The sequence below is a fragment of the Qipengyuania soli genome, assembly GCF_015529805.1.
Taxonomy (GTDB): domain Bacteria; phylum Pseudomonadota; class Alphaproteobacteria; order Sphingomonadales; family Sphingomonadaceae; genus Qipengyuania; species Qipengyuania soli.
In genome coordinates this window covers 2,739,426-2,752,369 of record NZ_CP064654.1, presented here as the reverse complement: position 1 = coordinate 2,752,369, position 12,944 = coordinate 2,739,426, and the positions used below count along the sequence as shown (strand labels likewise).

Genomic DNA, 12,944 nt, shown 5'->3' with positions numbered 1-12,944 from the left:
TGCGCTCCGGGTCAAGCTATCCCTCGACAGGCGCGTCGCATCGGCTAAAGGCAGTGGGACCGATGGCCGACCGGCATCCCTTCGTACTCCTCGATGATGCGCGCGAAAGCGGTGCGGCAGACGCGCTGCTGTTTGCAAACCCGCGCGAGACCTTTGTCGCGCGCCACGCTGACGAGGTCGAGGATGTACTCGCGCGCGCAGAAGAAGCGCGGATAGGCGGCGGGCACCTTGCCGGTTACATCGCCTACGAGGCGGGGCTGGCACTCGAACCCAGGCTCAAGTCGCTGGCCGACAGCCGCACGGGCGGGGCAGGGCCACTCGTCTGGCTCGGCCTGTTCGACGAACCCGAGCATATCGCTGCCGACGCGATGCCCGAATGGCTCTCTACCCATGCGCAGGGTGGCGGCAGTGTCGGGCCGCTCGATCCGCAGCTTTCGCCCGGCGGTCACGAGCAATCCTTCGCGCGGCTTCAGGAGGCGATCCGCGCCGGCGACATCTACCAGGCGAACCTGACCTTCCCGCTTGCGGGCAATTTCACCGGCGATCCATTGGGCCTCTATGCGGCGCTGCGCCCTGCCGCGCAGGCAGGCTATGGCGGGGTCATCTTCGACGGATCGCACTGGCTGCTCAGCCTCAGTCCCGAACTGTTTGTGTCCTTGAAAGGCCGCGAGGCCAAAGCCAAGCCGATGAAGGGCACGCGCCCGCGCGGGGCGGACGAGGCCAGCGACCGCGCGCTCGCCGAGGAGCTCGCCGGATCGGTCAAGGACAAGGCCGAGAATTTGATGATCGTCGACCTGATGCGCAACGACCTCAGCCGGGTGGCCGAGGCGGGCAGCGTCCGGGTGGACGATCCCTTCGCCATCGAAAGCTATCCCACCGTCCACCAGATGGTCAGCGTCGTGCGGGCCAGGCTGAAAGAGGGTGAAGGCGCCATCGACCTCGTCCGCGCGCTCTTCCCCTGCGGCTCGATAACGGGGGCACCGAAGATTCGCGCGATGGAACTGATCGGCGAAGTCGAGCGCGAACCGCGCGGGCCCTATTGCGGGGCGATCGGCAGGATCGATGCCGACGGGGATGCGGCTTTCAACGTCGCCATCCGCACCCTGCGCCTGACCGAGATCGAGAACGGACGCGGCAAGGCCGTGCTTGGCGTTGGCGGTGCCATCGTCGCCGACAGCGAGCCACGGGCAGAGTGGCGCGAGGCGCTGCTGAAGGGTGCCTTCGTCCGCAAGTCCTCGTCCGACCACCGCGCCGCGCAATTCGACCTCATCGAAACGATGCGTTTTACGCCGGAGGCGGGAATCCCATTCCTCGAGACACATCTCGAACGGATGAAGGCGAGCGCTGCCGAACTTGGCATCTCCTTCGACCGGCACGAGGCGCGCAACCAGCTTCATGCACTGTGTTTCGTCCTTGAGGCACCAAGCCGCGTGCGCCTGCTCGCCGGGCGATCGGGCGCGATTGCACTCGAGGCGCAGGACATGCCCGAGGCCTGGCCAGAGCCGGCCAGCGCGATCATCATGCCCCTTCCGGTCGATCCGGGCGACTGGCGCCTGCGCCACAAGACCACCGACCGCGGCTTCTACGAGGATGCCCAGGCCATTGCGCGTGCCAATGGGGCGCAGGAGACCATTTTCGTGCGCGAAGACGGGCTCCTTACCGAAGGCTGCGTCACCAATATCTTCGTGCGCGGCGCCGATGGCGTGCTGCTGACTCCGCCCGCCAGCCTCGGCCTCCTGCCCGGCGTGTTGCGCCGCACGCTGATCGACAATGGCGAAGCGCGCGAGGCCGAATTGCGGGTCGAGGACCTCGATGAAGGTTTCTTCCTCGGCAATGCACTACGGCTGATGATGCCAGCGAAACTCAAGACATGAGCAACATCCCCATTCTCTTCGAAGACGGCGAGGCGCTTGTCATCGACAAGCCCGGCGGCCTTCCCATCGAACGTCCACGCAAGGGCGGACCGAGCCTAGAGGATCATCTTGAGCAGCTGCGCCTCGGCTTCCAGCGCGATCCCGTGCCGGTCCATCGTATCGACACCGACACCAGCGGTTGCCTGCTGCTGGCGCGCAATCCCAAGGCGCTGAAGCGCTTCGCCAAGGCCTTCGAGGACCGGCTGGTGGGCAAGCGCTACCTCGGCATCCTCGCAGGGGTTCCGGCAGAGCAGGAAGGCACGATCGAACTGTCGCTGTCGAAGATCAGCAGCGCCGAGAAGGGCTGGCGGATGATTGCCGCGAAGAAGGGCAAGCCGTCGATTACCCACTGGCGCGTGCTGGCCGAGACCGAGGGGCTGGCACTCGTCGAGTTCCGGCCCGAGACCGGCCGCACCCACCAGATCCGCGTGCATTGCCAGGCAGGCCTCGGCATCCCCTTGCTCGGCGACCCCGTCTATGGGGAGGGGAAGGGTGCAAGGCGCACCATGCTCCACGCAGCCGCGATCGTCATTCCGCGCGATGGCAAGCCGCCGGTCGAGGCGAGCGCGCCACTGCCAGCCGATTTCGCCGCGCTCGGCTTCGGCGATGGGTAAAATCGCCGACAAGGCGCTCGAAATCGCGGAGGAGAAGTTCATCGCCTCCTCCGGCCCGGGCGGGCAGAACGTCAACAAGGTCGCCACCGCCGTCCAGCTGCGCGTCAATGTCTTCGAACTCGGCCTTTCTCCCGACACCTTCGAGCGGCTGAAGGAGATTGCCGGCAGCCGCTTGACCAAGGGTGGGGAGATCGTCCTCACCGCCAACGAATACCGCACGCAGGAAGCCAATCGCGAGGCCGCGCGCGAACGCCTTCTGGCATTGCTGGCGGAGGCACTCACGCCGCCCAAGAAACGCGCCAAGAGCCGCGTCAACCGCGTCGGCAAGGCGCAGCGGCTGAAGGCCAAGAAAGTGCGCGGCGAGGTCAAGGCCAACCGCGGCAAGGTCGACTGGTAGGCGGCCCCTGCGCACCGCTTGACTTTTCCCCCGGAATCACCCAATGGGCGCGCCGGAACGGCGGTGCTGCTCGCGCCGCCCTTATTTTTTCGGCCCCGTTTCCCGTTTCGGGCGGGCCTCACAGGATCTTTAGGAACACGCCATGGCGAAGCCCGCAACCGTCAAGATCAAGCTCGTCTCGACCGCCGACACGGGCTTCTACTACGTGACGAAGAAGAACCCCCGGAACCACACCGAGAAGTTCACCTTCCGCAAGTACGACCCGATCGCGCGCAAGCACGTCGAGTTCAAGGAAGCGAAGATCAAGTAAGCCGGTCCAAGCTGAACATCGGGAACGAGCCGGGTTCAGTGAGGGTTCAATGCTCCGAACCTAGTTCCAGGAGCATGAGCAACTTGTCTTTCAAAGCAAAACCGATCCGCGCCGCGCTGGCCCTCTCGCTGGCCGCGGCGCTTCCTGCGTCCGCCATGTTCGCCACACCGCCGGCCGAAGCCGCCGCGGGCGATCTCGACAAGGCGGTTGGCGCGCTGCGCGCCATCTCCACCATGAAGGCGGATTTCATCCAGACCGACCGCAACGGCCAGTCCGTCGCAGGCGTGATGACGCTGAAGCGCCCCGGCAAGATCCGCTTCGAATACGACAAGAGCGTGCCCATGCTCGTCGTGTCGAACGGCAAGTCGATGTACCTCGTCGATTACGAGGTGAAGCAGGTCCAGCGCTGGCCGATTTCGAACTCGCCGCTCGGTGCGCTGCTCGACCCCAGCCGCGACGTGAAGAAGTACGGTAAACTGCTGCCCACCAGTCACCCCGATGTGATCAGCGTGGAAGTGCGCGACACCAAGCATCCCGAGTATGGCGTGATCACGCTGATCTTCAGCCGCGACGGTGCCGCGCCGGGCGGTTTGCAGCTCACGCACTGGGTGGCGCTCGATTCACAGAACAATCGCACCACGGTGCGCCTGCGCAACCAGCGTTATGGTGTCGCGGTTGCCGACAGCGCGTTCACCTTCAAGGATCCGCGCAAAACGTCTCGTCGCCCACGGTAAACGGATGGACGGCGGGCGGTTGTAAATTTGCGACATCCCGCCGCCGTTTGTTCATTGAAGAGCAAGCGGGCGAGGCCTAGTTTGTAATTCACGAGACGAAGCGAGCGGGTTTTCCCCCCTGTTGAACCCCTCGCCCTGGTTCGCCTCGTTCCAAGCGTGACGAACGCTCACAAGGAACCCTCGTGCCAATGCCCCCGGCACGAGGGTTTTTTGCATCCTGCCTACATCGACATCCAGCCGAAGGCGGCGCGGATCACGTTGTAGATCAGGTTCTGTTCCATGACCCCCTTCACCCGTTCCGCACCCGGCCCGTTGGCATAAAGCGCGACGTCCTCGCCGCCATGCGTCTCGGCGCCCGTCGGAACCAGCGATTGCTGGTGCGCATGGACGCCGGTCTCGGGCATCGGGCGGCCACCCTCGGTATTCATCGGCACGGCACCGGGCCCATTGGCATAGCCTAGCGTGGTGTAAGGCTTGCCGTCCGAGGCCAGCGTCGGGCCGTCGCCCGAACCGCCGTCCTCGCCCCCGCCCTCGGGCGGGACGACCATGCCGAGGATGTCGTTGCCGCGCCGGGGATAGCCCGACATGGTGAAGACATGGCTGTGATCCGCAGTGACCAGGATCAGCGTCTCTTCAGGGTCGGTATTGTCGATGGCCCACTCGATCGCATGGGCGAATTCGACCGCTTCCTCCAGCGCATAGCCGGCCTGGCCGGCATGGTGGCCGTGATCGATGCGGCCGCTTTCGACCATGAGGTAATACCCGTCCGGGTCTGTGCCGAGGCGCGAAACCGCCGCCTGCGTCATCTCGGTCAGCGTCGGCTCGCTGGTCGTCGCGGTCCGATCGACTGTGTACGTCATGTGGCTGGGCGAGAAGAGGCCGAAGACCGGCTTGCCCTTGGGCGCGGCGGCAAGCGCGGCAGTGCTCTCCACATAGGTGCCGCCCGTGGCCTTGACCCATGCCGCGGGCAGGTTTGCCGCCGGATCGAGGCGCTGACCGCCACCAGCCTTGCCATAGAATGCCGCACGCCCCCCGCCCAGCGCCACGTCGAAGGGTGTCGCCATGAGCTGTTCGGCGATGTCGCGACAGCCAAGGCCACGCTGTGCCTCGGGGATGGCAGCATCGGCTTCCCAGTCGCGGTTGACGCTGCGGGCATAGACGGCAGCGGGGGTCGCATGGGTAATGCGCGCCGTGGAAACGATGCCAAGCGCCAGACCGTGCTTCCTCGCCTCTTCGCTCACCAGCGGGAGTTCATGACCCGCGCCCGAGCGGCAATCGCCATTCTTCGTTTCGGGGCCGTAGCCTAGCATGCCGATGTTGGTCTTTACGCCCGTGTTCATCGCAGAAGCCGTGCCGGCGCTATCGGGCACCTGCGCGTTGCTGTTGTAGGTCTTTACCAGCGCGACGTGATCGAAGGTTTCAAAGGGCAGGACGTATTCTTCGCCCGTGTGGCCTAGTTTCTGTCCCGCATAGATGCGCGCAGCGGTGACCGTGGAAATACCCATGCCGTCGCCGATGAAGAGAATGACGTTCTTGGCCTTCTTGGGCGCCGGTGCGGTCATCGCCGCCTGCGGTGCCTCGCGCGCCACGGTGGCGGTGCAGCCACCCAACGCCAGCGCGGCGACGGTGGTGGTGGCGAGGAAAATCGTGCGAATGCTCATCAATGCTCTCCCGGGGCAATCCGTGACCCGCCCTATATCAGCCGGTCGTAAGACGGAAGCGTGACCGGTTTGCTGGGTGCGCCATCGACATTCATCGATAACTTGCCTCACCAACCCACTCCCCCGCCCGGCCACCCATAGAATACCGTGCCGTGGGTGGCCGGGCGGGGGAGTGGGCTGGTACCGTGCGAGGAGGCAGCTTGCTGCCTCCGATCAACGCACCTAAAGCCCCTGCATGGTCACTGTCGCTACCTGGAATATCAATTCGGTCCGCCTGCGGATGCCGATCGTCCAACGCTTCCTGACGGAGCAGTCACCCGACGTGCTCTGCCTGCAGGAGATCAAGTGCCAGGAGGACCAGTTCCCCTACGAGGCGTTCCACGCTCTGGGCTACGAGCATTTCGCCGTGCACGGGCAGAAGGGCTATCACGGCGTCGCCACGGTCAGCCGCGTGCCGATCCGCGAATTCTCGCGCCACGACTGGCAGGACAATGGCGAGGCGCGCCACGTCGGCGTCGAGTTGCCCGATCACCAGGGGATGATTGTCGAGAACGTCTACGTTCCCGCTGGCGGCGACGAGCCCGACCGCGAGATCAACGTGAAGTTCGGCCAGAAGCTCGACTTCCTCGAACGCATGACCCGCTGGGCCGACAAGGTCGACCGTCCAACGCTGATCGTGGGTGATTTCAACATCGCCCCGCTCGAAAGCGACGTGTGGAACCACAAGCAGCTGCTCAAGGTCGTCAGCCATACGCCGATCGAGGTCGAGAGCCTGCAGCGTTTCATGGACGCGCATGGCTGGGCCGACATCGGACGCCAGCACATTCCCGATCCCCAGCGCTACTACAGTTGGTGGAGCTATCGCGCGAAGGACTGGCAGGCGAACGACCGCGGGCGGCGGCTCGACCACATGTGGGCCAGCCCCGAGCTCGCGAAACAGGCAACCGGCCATCGGGTGCACGAGGATGCACGCGGCTGGACCCAGCCTTCCGACCACGTGCCGCTGGTGACGGAGTTCACCCTCTGAGCGAGAGTTCGCCCTCTCGCCGGGCGGCGCAGGCGGTCGACGCGCTGCGCCACGGCTGGCCGCTGGCAATCGCCGGCGCGCCCCTGCTCCAGCCGGTGGAAACGGCATTCGGAGACATCACCGGTGAGGCCATGTTGTTGTCGGCGAGCCGCGCCGCGACATTGAAGCTCGCCAACCAGATCGAGGCCGCGGTGCCACGCCAGCCGGTGCTGATGCGCGCTGCCGATCCCTTCGACCTGCCGCACGCCCTTGCGGTGGCCGATCCCGCGCTGGACCTCAATGCGCCGCTGAAAGGTCCGTTCAAGGCGCTGCATTGCGAGTGGGAGGAGCAGGCGAAGGCCGCGCTCGAACTCGCGCGCATGGCTGGCGTGCTGCCCGCTTTCCTCGTCGATCCGCAGGGTGCGGGCGAGCCGGTGAGCCTCGAGGCATCCGACGTCGCTGCCTACGCCGATGCCTCGCGCCTCCAGATCGCTACCCGCGCCAAACTTCCCGTGGCTGCAGCCGAGGGTGCACGCATCGTCGCCTTCCGCAGCCCCGACGACACGCGCGAACATGTCGCGCTGGTCATCGGGCAGCAGCGCAGCGATGTCGCGCCGCTGGTCCGTCTCCATTCCGAATGCCTGACCGGCGATATTCTCGGTAGCCTCAAATGCGATTGCGGACCGCAACTCGACGCGGCGCTCCATGCCATCGCGGACGAGGCCGACAAGGGTGGTTGGGGTGTATTGCTCTACATGCGCCAAGAAGGGCGCGGCATTGGCCTCGTCAACAAGCTGCGCGCCTATCGCCTGCAGGACCAGGGCTTCGACACGGTCGATGCGAACACGCGGCTGGGCCTGCCCGACGAGGCGCGCGACTTCCCGACCGCCGCGCGCATGCTCGACCTTCTCGGCGTCGGTGAAATCCGGCTGATGACGAACAATCCGGCCAAGGTCGCCGCGCTCGAGGCTGAGGGGGTCAAGGTCGCCGAACGCGTGCCGCACTCGCTCCCCGACAATCCGCACAACGCCCGCTACCTTGCGACCAAGCGTGACCGCGCGGGCCACATCCTCCCGTGAGCGCCATCATCATCCGCCCCGAGCAGCCGGGCGATGAGGCTACCATCCACGCCCTGACCGAAGCCGCCTTCCGCGACATGCCCTTCAGCGACGGTGACGAGCAGGACCTAGTCGACCGGTTGCGAGCGGACGGCGATCTGACGCTTTCGCTGGTTGCGGAAGATGCCGGGAAAATTCTCGGCCATATCGCTTTCTCACCCGTGTCGATCTCCGATGGGAGCGAGGACTGGTTCGGGCTCGGCCCGGTGAGCGTGTGCCCCGAACTGCATGGACAGGGCATCGGATCATTGCTCATTCGGCGAGGCATTGCCGACCTCTCGGACATTGGCGCAAGAGGTATCGTCCTTCTCGGAAGCCCGGAATACTACGGCCGCTTCGGCTTCGGACACGATCCGCTGCTTGCCTATCCCGGACCCCCGCCCGAATATTTCCAGCGCCTTGTTCTAAACGGACCGCCGCCCGCAGGCGTTGTCACCTACGCCCCGGCTTTCGGCTAGCGCGCCTCGAAAGGCTTGAGGCCGGGTCCCAGCGTGTTGCGACCGATGGCGAGTTTGTCGCCGGTCCAGTCGCCGATGAAGGCGGGCTTGCGCGAAAGGCCGGGGACGAGGCGTGCATCGTTCCCCTCGATCACCAACCCGTCGGAACTGTACTGCGCATTCTCCGCACCGATGGCGATGAAGGTGCCCCAATTTTCCTTGTCCGCGCCCTGCACGAACCAGTTGCCCCGGATCGCGCCGCTGCCGCCATTGGGCAGGTCGATCATGTAATTGGTGCCGTGGCCGTGCGAATCGTCGAAGCTGCTGTTCTCGACCACGGTTCGCGCCGCGCGCGACTTGACGTAGTGCCCGCCGCGGCCCTGTTCGAAGCGGCTGCGGGTCACGACCACCCGGCCATAGTCCCCGGCATATATCGAATGCGCGCATCCGGCCGCGTTCTCGCATGTGCCGAGGCGGGTGAAGGTCGACTTGTCGATCATCATCTCGCTCGCGGTATCGTTGCCGGTGAGGATTCCCTGCTGGCTGTCGCGGAACCATGCCTGCGAGACGTTCAGCGTTCCCTGCTCCAGCCGGATGCCCGCGCCATTGCCGTCGGGCACGTTGACGTCGGCGAGGATGAGTCCCTCAACCCGAGCGGCCCGACCGCGCAGGACAAGCAAGGCCTTGCCCTCGCACGCTGTGCCCCCGAGCAGCGACTTGCCGGGGGTCGCCGCGCGGTAGGTGATGGTACCCGCGCTCTGCACGGCGCATTGGCGCCAGTTGCCCTCGGCGATTTCGATCGTCGCCTGCCGGTCGCCGATCGCATCGACGGCCTGCTGGAGAGTGGGATAGCCGCGGCCCGTTTCGACCACGGTGAAGGGAGCGGGCCGGACATCCTGCGCCAGAACGGCAGCCATGGGGATCGCGGCGAGGGCGAAGCCGACAACGACACCGAGCACCCATGTCGGCATGCGCGACGGAGGAAAGGGGGGCGGTGAAACCATGCCTCAATCCTAGGGTGTAATGGTTAATTCCGCGATAACCGGCACACCGGGGCGAACGCGGTCAGTCGTCCTTTCCGCCCCAGCGCCAGCGGATTCCCCCACGGGTCTTTGCCCCGGCAATGAGGATCAGGCCCAGCGTGGCGAACAGCATCATCGGAATGGCGAAAACCGCACCTTCTTCCTGGTACGATTCGATCAGGAGGCCGGCGAAGAGCATTGTCGCGAGATAGCCGCCCAGCACCGCCCAGCCCTGCCATGCCACCGGAAGACCCGCACCATAGCCATAGGTCTTGGCCGAAAACCACGCGCCGTCGTCTTGCTTGTCGGTCATCTCAATCCTCCTTCGCCGGTCGCCCGCGCTTTGGCGGCATGCTTGCCTGCACCTCGATTCCGCGCTTCGACAGCGCCTCGCGCAGGAGCATCTCGATCTGCGCATTGGCACTGCGCAATTCGGCCGCCGCCAACCGTTCGATCGCGGCATGGACTGCCGGATCGAGACGGAGAGCGAAGGCCTTTTTCTGCATGGTCGCGAACCCGTATTCTTTGCCTCAGTAGAGCGAACCGGCGTTGACCACGGGGCTCGCCTCGCGGTCGCCGCAGAGCACGACCATGAGGTTCGAGACCATCGCGGCCTTGCGCTCGTCGTCGAGCTCGACAATGCCGTCCGCGGCCAGCTTGGCAAGCGCGTCCTCGACCATGCCGACGGCCCCGATAACTACCTTCTGCCGCGCGGCAATGACCGCATCGGCCTGCTGGCGGCGGAGCATCGCACCGGCAATTTCCGGAGCATAGGCGAGGTGGGTCAGGCCCGCCTCGTCTACGATGATGCCGGCGACCTTCAGCCGGTCGTTGAGTTCGACCAGCAGCTCGTGATTCACCACTTCGCCGCTGCCGCGCAGCGTGACTTCCTCGTTCTCGAAGTCGTCATAGGGGTGGCGCGAACCCACGGTGCGCAGACCCGCTTCGATCTGGATTTCGACGAACTTCTTGTAGTCATCGACGTCGAAGCTCGCCTGCGCGCTGTCGGCGACACGCCACACGACGTTGCAGGCGATCTCGATCGGGTTGCCGCGCTTGTCGTTGATTTTCACGCGTTCGGAATGGATGTTGTGCGCGCGGACCGAGACCTTGTTCTTGCCCATCCACGGCCACACCCAGCGCAGCCCCTCGCGCCGTTCCGTTCCGCGGTATTCGCCAAACAGTGTCAGCACTGCGGCCTGGTTCGGCTGGATCATGAAGAAGCCGGCCGACAAGAAAGCAAGGACGAGAATGGGCAGGACAAGGAGGCCGACGAATGTCAGCTTTGCCGCCTTGGCCGCATCACCCGGGGGCAGGCCGCCGATGACGTTCCATGCACTCAGAACCAGCAGGAGCAGGATGGCGATCAGGATCGGATAACCGCTGAAGCTGGCTCCCGCCTGCTCTGTGCTGGTCTTCATCCCCTTGAGTTCAACCGACATGACGAATCACTCCTTCGATATAATTATGATATCATATTTATATCGCCTAACGGCGGAGTCAATGACGATCGATCACGCGCAGGAACTGCTCGCCATAGGCTTCCAACTTCTTCGCCCCTACACCGGGCAAGCGACCCAGTTCGGCAAGGCTGCCAGGGCGTCGCGCAGTCATCTCGCGCAACGTGGCATCGTGGAAGATGACGTAGGGCGGGACCTGTCCTTCGATGGCCAGTTCGCGACGCAGTTCGCGCAGGGCGTCGAACAGCGGGTCGCCGACGGGGTTGGGTGCCGCATCCCCGCGCCTGCGCCCCTTCTCGCGCCTGGGCGGCACCACGATGGCGACTGCGCGCTCGCCCTTGAGGATGGCGCGCGCACCCTCGCCCAGCGCCAGGCCGCCGTGCTCGGTGGTCAACAGGTCGCCGCGCGCCTGCAGCGCACGGGCGAGCGGCTGGATCATCGCCGCTTCCTCTCCGTCGACGATACCGAACACCGAGAGGGCGTCATGACCCCGCTGGCGCACGCGGTCATCCTCCACCCCTGTCAGGACCTTCTGCAGGTGGCCGAGGCCGAAGCTCTGGCCGGTGCGATAGACTGCGGAGAGCAGCTTCTGCGCCAGTTCGGTCGTGTCGCTGACTTTGGGCGGGCTGAGGCAATTGTCGCAATTCCCGCAGGTCGGCGCGGGGTCCTCGCCGAAATGGCGCAGCAGGACCGCGCGGCGGCAGGCGGCGGTTTCCACCAGCCCCGCAAGCGCATCGAGCCGCGCGCGCTCCGCATTGCGGCGGACGTCATCGATTTCGGCCAAACGCTGGCGAGCCGTGGCGAAATCGCCAGCACCCCAGAACATTACCGCCTGCGAGGGATCGCCGTCGCGCCCGGCGCGTCCGGTTTCCTGGTAATAGGCCTCGATCGACTTGGGCACGCCGACATGCGCGACAAAGCGAACGTCGGGCTTGTCGATGCCCATGCCGAAGGCGATCGTGGCGACGATCACCATGTCCTCGCTCGCGACGAAGGCGGACTGGTTCGCGGCGCGCGCCTCCGCATCGAGCCCTGCGTGGTAGGGCAGAACTTTCCGTCCGCTCGCGGCGGCCAGCTTGGCAGCCAGTTCCTCGACCTTCTTGCGGGTCGGGGCATAGACGATGCCGGGCCCCGGCTCCTCAGCCATCAGCGTCTCTATCTGGCGCACCGGGTTGTCGCGGTGGCGGATGGCGTAGCGGATGTTGGGCCGGTCGAACCCGGCAAGCACCAGCCCGTCGTCCGGAATACCCAGCTGCGCCATGACATCCGCCCGCGTCTGACGGTCGGCAGTCGCCGTCAGCGCAAGGCGCGGGACATCCGGAAAAGCGTCCATGAGCGGTCGCAGAAGGCGGTAGTCGGGGCGGAAATCATGGCCCCATTCGGACACGCAATGCGCCTCGTCTACGGCGAAGAGGCAGATTGGGGACGAGGCGAGGAAGTCGCGGAAGGCGGGCTGGCTAGCCCGCTCGGGCGCGACATAGAGAAGTTCGAGCTGACCGCTGCGATAGGCATCCTGCGTCTCGCGCCAGTCGGCATCGGCGCTGGTCAGAGTGGCGGCCCGGATCCCGTTCGCCCGCGCGCTGCGCAGCTGATCGTGCATCAGCGCGATCAGCGGGCTGATGACGACGCAGGTCCCCTCCAGCATGTTCGCTGGAAGCTGGTAGGTCAGCGACTTGCCCGCCCCCGTCGGCATGACCGCCAGCGTCGAGAGCCCGTCGAGCACGCGCGCGACCACGTCGGCCTGACGTCCGCGAAATGCGTCGAAGCCGAAGACGGACTTCAGCTGCGCGCGGGCGCGGTCGGGAAGTGGGGTGGCGATGTCGGGCATTGGCCCCTGATCGCGGGCGCAGGGCCTGCTGGCAACCAGCTGCGGCGCATTTTCCCCTTGCCCCTTGCCCGTCACTCGCGCTTTAGAACGCCAGCACGTCGCGGCATGCTGTCGCGCACATCACAGGAGAGTTCGCAATGAAGTTCCGTATCGCCCTCGCCATCGCCGCAACCGTTGCGCTCGCCGCCTGCGGCAGCACCGAGGACGCCTCGACCGCAGCCGAAGCCGACACTGTCGAGATCCCGGCCGACGAAGCCCTGACCGGCGTCGATGCGACCCCGGTGGCCGACGAGGCCGCCACCGCCACGGAAGAAGCCGACGATGCAGCGACCACCGAAGAAGCCGCCATCCAGGAAGCCGGCGACAAGGCCGCCGACACCGCTGCCGAGGCGATGGACGCCATGGCCGAAGACACCGAAAACTAAGCATTCCGGGGCCGGCGCA

At 65.8% G+C, this 12,944-nt stretch carries 15 protein-coding genes; 9 read left to right on the top strand and 6 right to left on the bottom strand.

The features are described 5' to 3' along the window. Positions 1-62 precede the first annotated feature (62 nt). The 5 genes from pabB (at position 63) to IRL76_RS13755 (ending at position 3,968) form a co-directional block, all read left to right on the top strand. Positions 63-1,874 (top strand): aminodeoxychorismate synthase component I, encoded by a 1,812-nt coding sequence (gene pabB, locus IRL76_RS13775; RefSeq protein ID WP_200981882.1) that lies wholly within the window; start codon positions 63-65, stop codon positions 1,872-1,874. Then, entirely contained in the window at positions 1,871-2,527 is a 657-nt protein-coding gene (locus IRL76_RS13770; RefSeq protein ID WP_200981881.1) for an RluA family pseudouridine synthase, read from the top strand. The genes pabB and IRL76_RS13770 overlap by 4 nt, the downstream gene beginning before the upstream one ends. Further along, positions 2,520-2,924, top strand: coding sequence for an alternative ribosome rescue aminoacyl-tRNA hydrolase ArfB (arfB, locus tag IRL76_RS13765; RefSeq protein WP_200981880.1), 405 nt, complete (start codon positions 2,520-2,522; stop codon positions 2,922-2,924). The genes IRL76_RS13770 and arfB overlap by 8 nt, the downstream gene beginning before the upstream one ends. Positions 2,925-3,066: 142 nt before the next feature. Then, positions 3,067-3,234, top strand: a complete 168-nt coding sequence (gene rpmG / locus IRL76_RS13760; RefSeq protein WP_200981879.1) for a 50S ribosomal protein L33 — start codon at positions 3,067-3,069, stop codon at positions 3,232-3,234. 74 nt (positions 3,235-3,308) lie between these two features. Continuing rightward, positions 3,309-3,968: a LolA family protein gene (locus IRL76_RS13755; protein WP_200981878.1), complete on the top strand. Its 660-nt coding sequence runs from the start codon at positions 3,309-3,311 to the stop codon at positions 3,966-3,968. 221 nt (positions 3,969-4,189) lie between these two features. On the opposite strand, the gene IRL76_RS13750 is transcribed toward IRL76_RS13755, so the two are convergent. Then, positions 4,190-5,629, bottom strand: a complete 1,440-nt coding sequence (locus IRL76_RS13750) for an alkaline phosphatase (RefSeq protein ID WP_200981877.1) — start codon at positions 5,627-5,629, stop codon at positions 4,190-4,192. 235 nt (positions 5,630-5,864) lie between these two features. Here IRL76_RS13750 and xth point away from each other — a divergent pair, with 235 nt between their 5' ends. The 3 genes from xth (at position 5,865) to IRL76_RS13735 (ending at position 8,211) form a co-directional block, all read left to right on the top strand. Further along, entirely contained in the window at positions 5,865-6,656 is a 792-nt protein-coding gene (gene xth, locus IRL76_RS13745) for an exodeoxyribonuclease III (protein ID WP_200981876.1), read from the top strand. Positions 6,657-6,751: 95 nt separating this feature from the next. Further along, complete coding sequence (gene ribA / locus IRL76_RS13740; RefSeq protein ID WP_246449827.1) at positions 6,752-7,714, top strand: GTP cyclohydrolase II; 963 nt, start codon at positions 6,752-6,754, stop codon at positions 7,712-7,714. Next, complete coding sequence (locus tag IRL76_RS13735; protein WP_200981875.1) at positions 7,711-8,211, top strand: GNAT family N-acetyltransferase; 501 nt, start codon at positions 7,711-7,713, stop codon at positions 8,209-8,211. Before ribA ends, IRL76_RS13735 begins: the two co-directional genes overlap by 4 nt. Here IRL76_RS13735 and IRL76_RS13730 read toward each other — a convergent pair. The 5 genes from IRL76_RS13730 to recQ form a co-directional block, all read right to left on the bottom strand. Continuing rightward, positions 8,208-9,194 carry a right-handed parallel beta-helix repeat-containing protein gene (locus IRL76_RS13730; protein WP_246449826.1) on the bottom strand — a complete coding sequence of 329 codons (987 nt, stop codon included), beginning with the start codon at positions 9,192-9,194 and terminating at the stop codon, positions 8,208-8,210. The two genes, IRL76_RS13735 and IRL76_RS13730, sit on opposite strands and share 4 nt — an antisense overlap. Positions 9,195-9,255: 61 nt before the next feature. Then, positions 9,256-9,525, bottom strand: a complete 270-nt coding sequence (locus tag IRL76_RS13725; RefSeq protein ID WP_200981874.1) for a hypothetical protein — start codon at positions 9,523-9,525, stop codon at positions 9,256-9,258. 1 nt (position 9,526) lies between these two features. Continuing rightward, positions 9,527-9,718, bottom strand: coding sequence for a type II toxin-antitoxin system antitoxin (locus tag IRL76_RS13720; protein ID WP_200981873.1), 192 nt, complete (start codon positions 9,716-9,718; stop codon positions 9,527-9,529). A 24-nt stretch (positions 9,719-9,742) separates the two neighbouring features. After that, on the bottom strand, positions 9,743-10,654 hold the full coding sequence (locus IRL76_RS13715; RefSeq protein ID WP_246449824.1) for an SPFH domain-containing protein: 912 nt from the start codon (positions 10,652-10,654) through the stop codon (positions 9,743-9,745). A gap of 58 nt (positions 10,655-10,712) precedes the next feature. Further along, entirely contained in the window at positions 10,713-12,500 is a 1,788-nt protein-coding gene (gene recQ / locus IRL76_RS13710) for a DNA helicase RecQ (RefSeq protein WP_200981872.1), read from the bottom strand. Between the two features lie 137 nt (positions 12,501-12,637). Between recQ and IRL76_RS13705 the strand changes: the two genes are divergently transcribed. Further along, the gene (locus tag IRL76_RS13705) at positions 12,638-12,925 is read left to right on the top strand and encodes a hypothetical protein (protein ID WP_200981871.1); all 288 of its coding nucleotides are present in this window, start codon (positions 12,638-12,640) and stop codon (positions 12,923-12,925) included. The last annotated feature ends 19 nt before the right edge of the window (positions 12,926-12,944 follow it).

Excerpts from the sequence above, each read along its gene's own strand:
- pabB (WP_200981882.1), top strand. The coding sequence starts at position 63 with ATGGCCGACCGGCATCCCTTCGTACTCCTCGATGATGCGCGCGAAAGC.
- IRL76_RS13770 (WP_200981881.1), top strand. The coding sequence starts at position 1,871 with ATGAGCAACATCCCCATTCTCTTCGAAGACGGCGAGGCGCTTGTCATC.
- arfB (WP_200981880.1), top strand. The coding sequence starts at position 2,520 with ATGGGTAAAATCGCCGACAAGGCGCTCGAAATCGCGGAGGAGAAGTTC.
- rpmG (WP_200981879.1), top strand. The coding sequence starts at position 3,067 with ATGGCGAAGCCCGCAACCGTCAAGATCAAGCTCGTCTCGACCGCCGAC.
- IRL76_RS13755 (WP_200981878.1), top strand. The coding sequence starts at position 3,309 with ATGAGCAACTTGTCTTTCAAAGCAAAACCGATCCGCGCCGCGCTGGCC.
- IRL76_RS13750 (WP_200981877.1), bottom strand. The coding sequence starts at position 5,629 with ATGAGCATTCGCACGATTTTCCTCGCCACCACCACCGTCGCCGCGCTG.
- xth (WP_200981876.1), top strand. The coding sequence starts at position 5,865 with ATGGTCACTGTCGCTACCTGGAATATCAATTCGGTCCGCCTGCGGATG.
- IRL76_RS13730 (WP_246449826.1), bottom strand. The coding sequence starts at position 9,194 with ATGGTTTCACCGCCCCCCTTTCCTCCGTCGCGCATGCCGACATGGGTG.
- IRL76_RS13725 (WP_200981874.1), bottom strand. The coding sequence starts at position 9,525 with ATGACCGACAAGCAAGACGACGGCGCGTGGTTTTCGGCCAAGACCTAT.
- IRL76_RS13720 (WP_200981873.1), bottom strand. The coding sequence starts at position 9,718 with ATGCAGAAAAAGGCCTTCGCTCTCCGTCTCGATCCGGCAGTCCATGCC.
- IRL76_RS13715 (WP_246449824.1), bottom strand. The coding sequence starts at position 10,654 with ATGTCGGTTGAACTCAAGGGGATGAAGACCAGCACAGAGCAGGCGGGA.
- recQ (WP_200981872.1), bottom strand. The coding sequence starts at position 12,500 with ATGCCCGACATCGCCACCCCACTTCCCGACCGCGCCCGCGCGCAGCTG.
- IRL76_RS13705 (WP_200981871.1), top strand. The coding sequence starts at position 12,638 with ATGAAGTTCCGTATCGCCCTCGCCATCGCCGCAACCGTTGCGCTCGCC.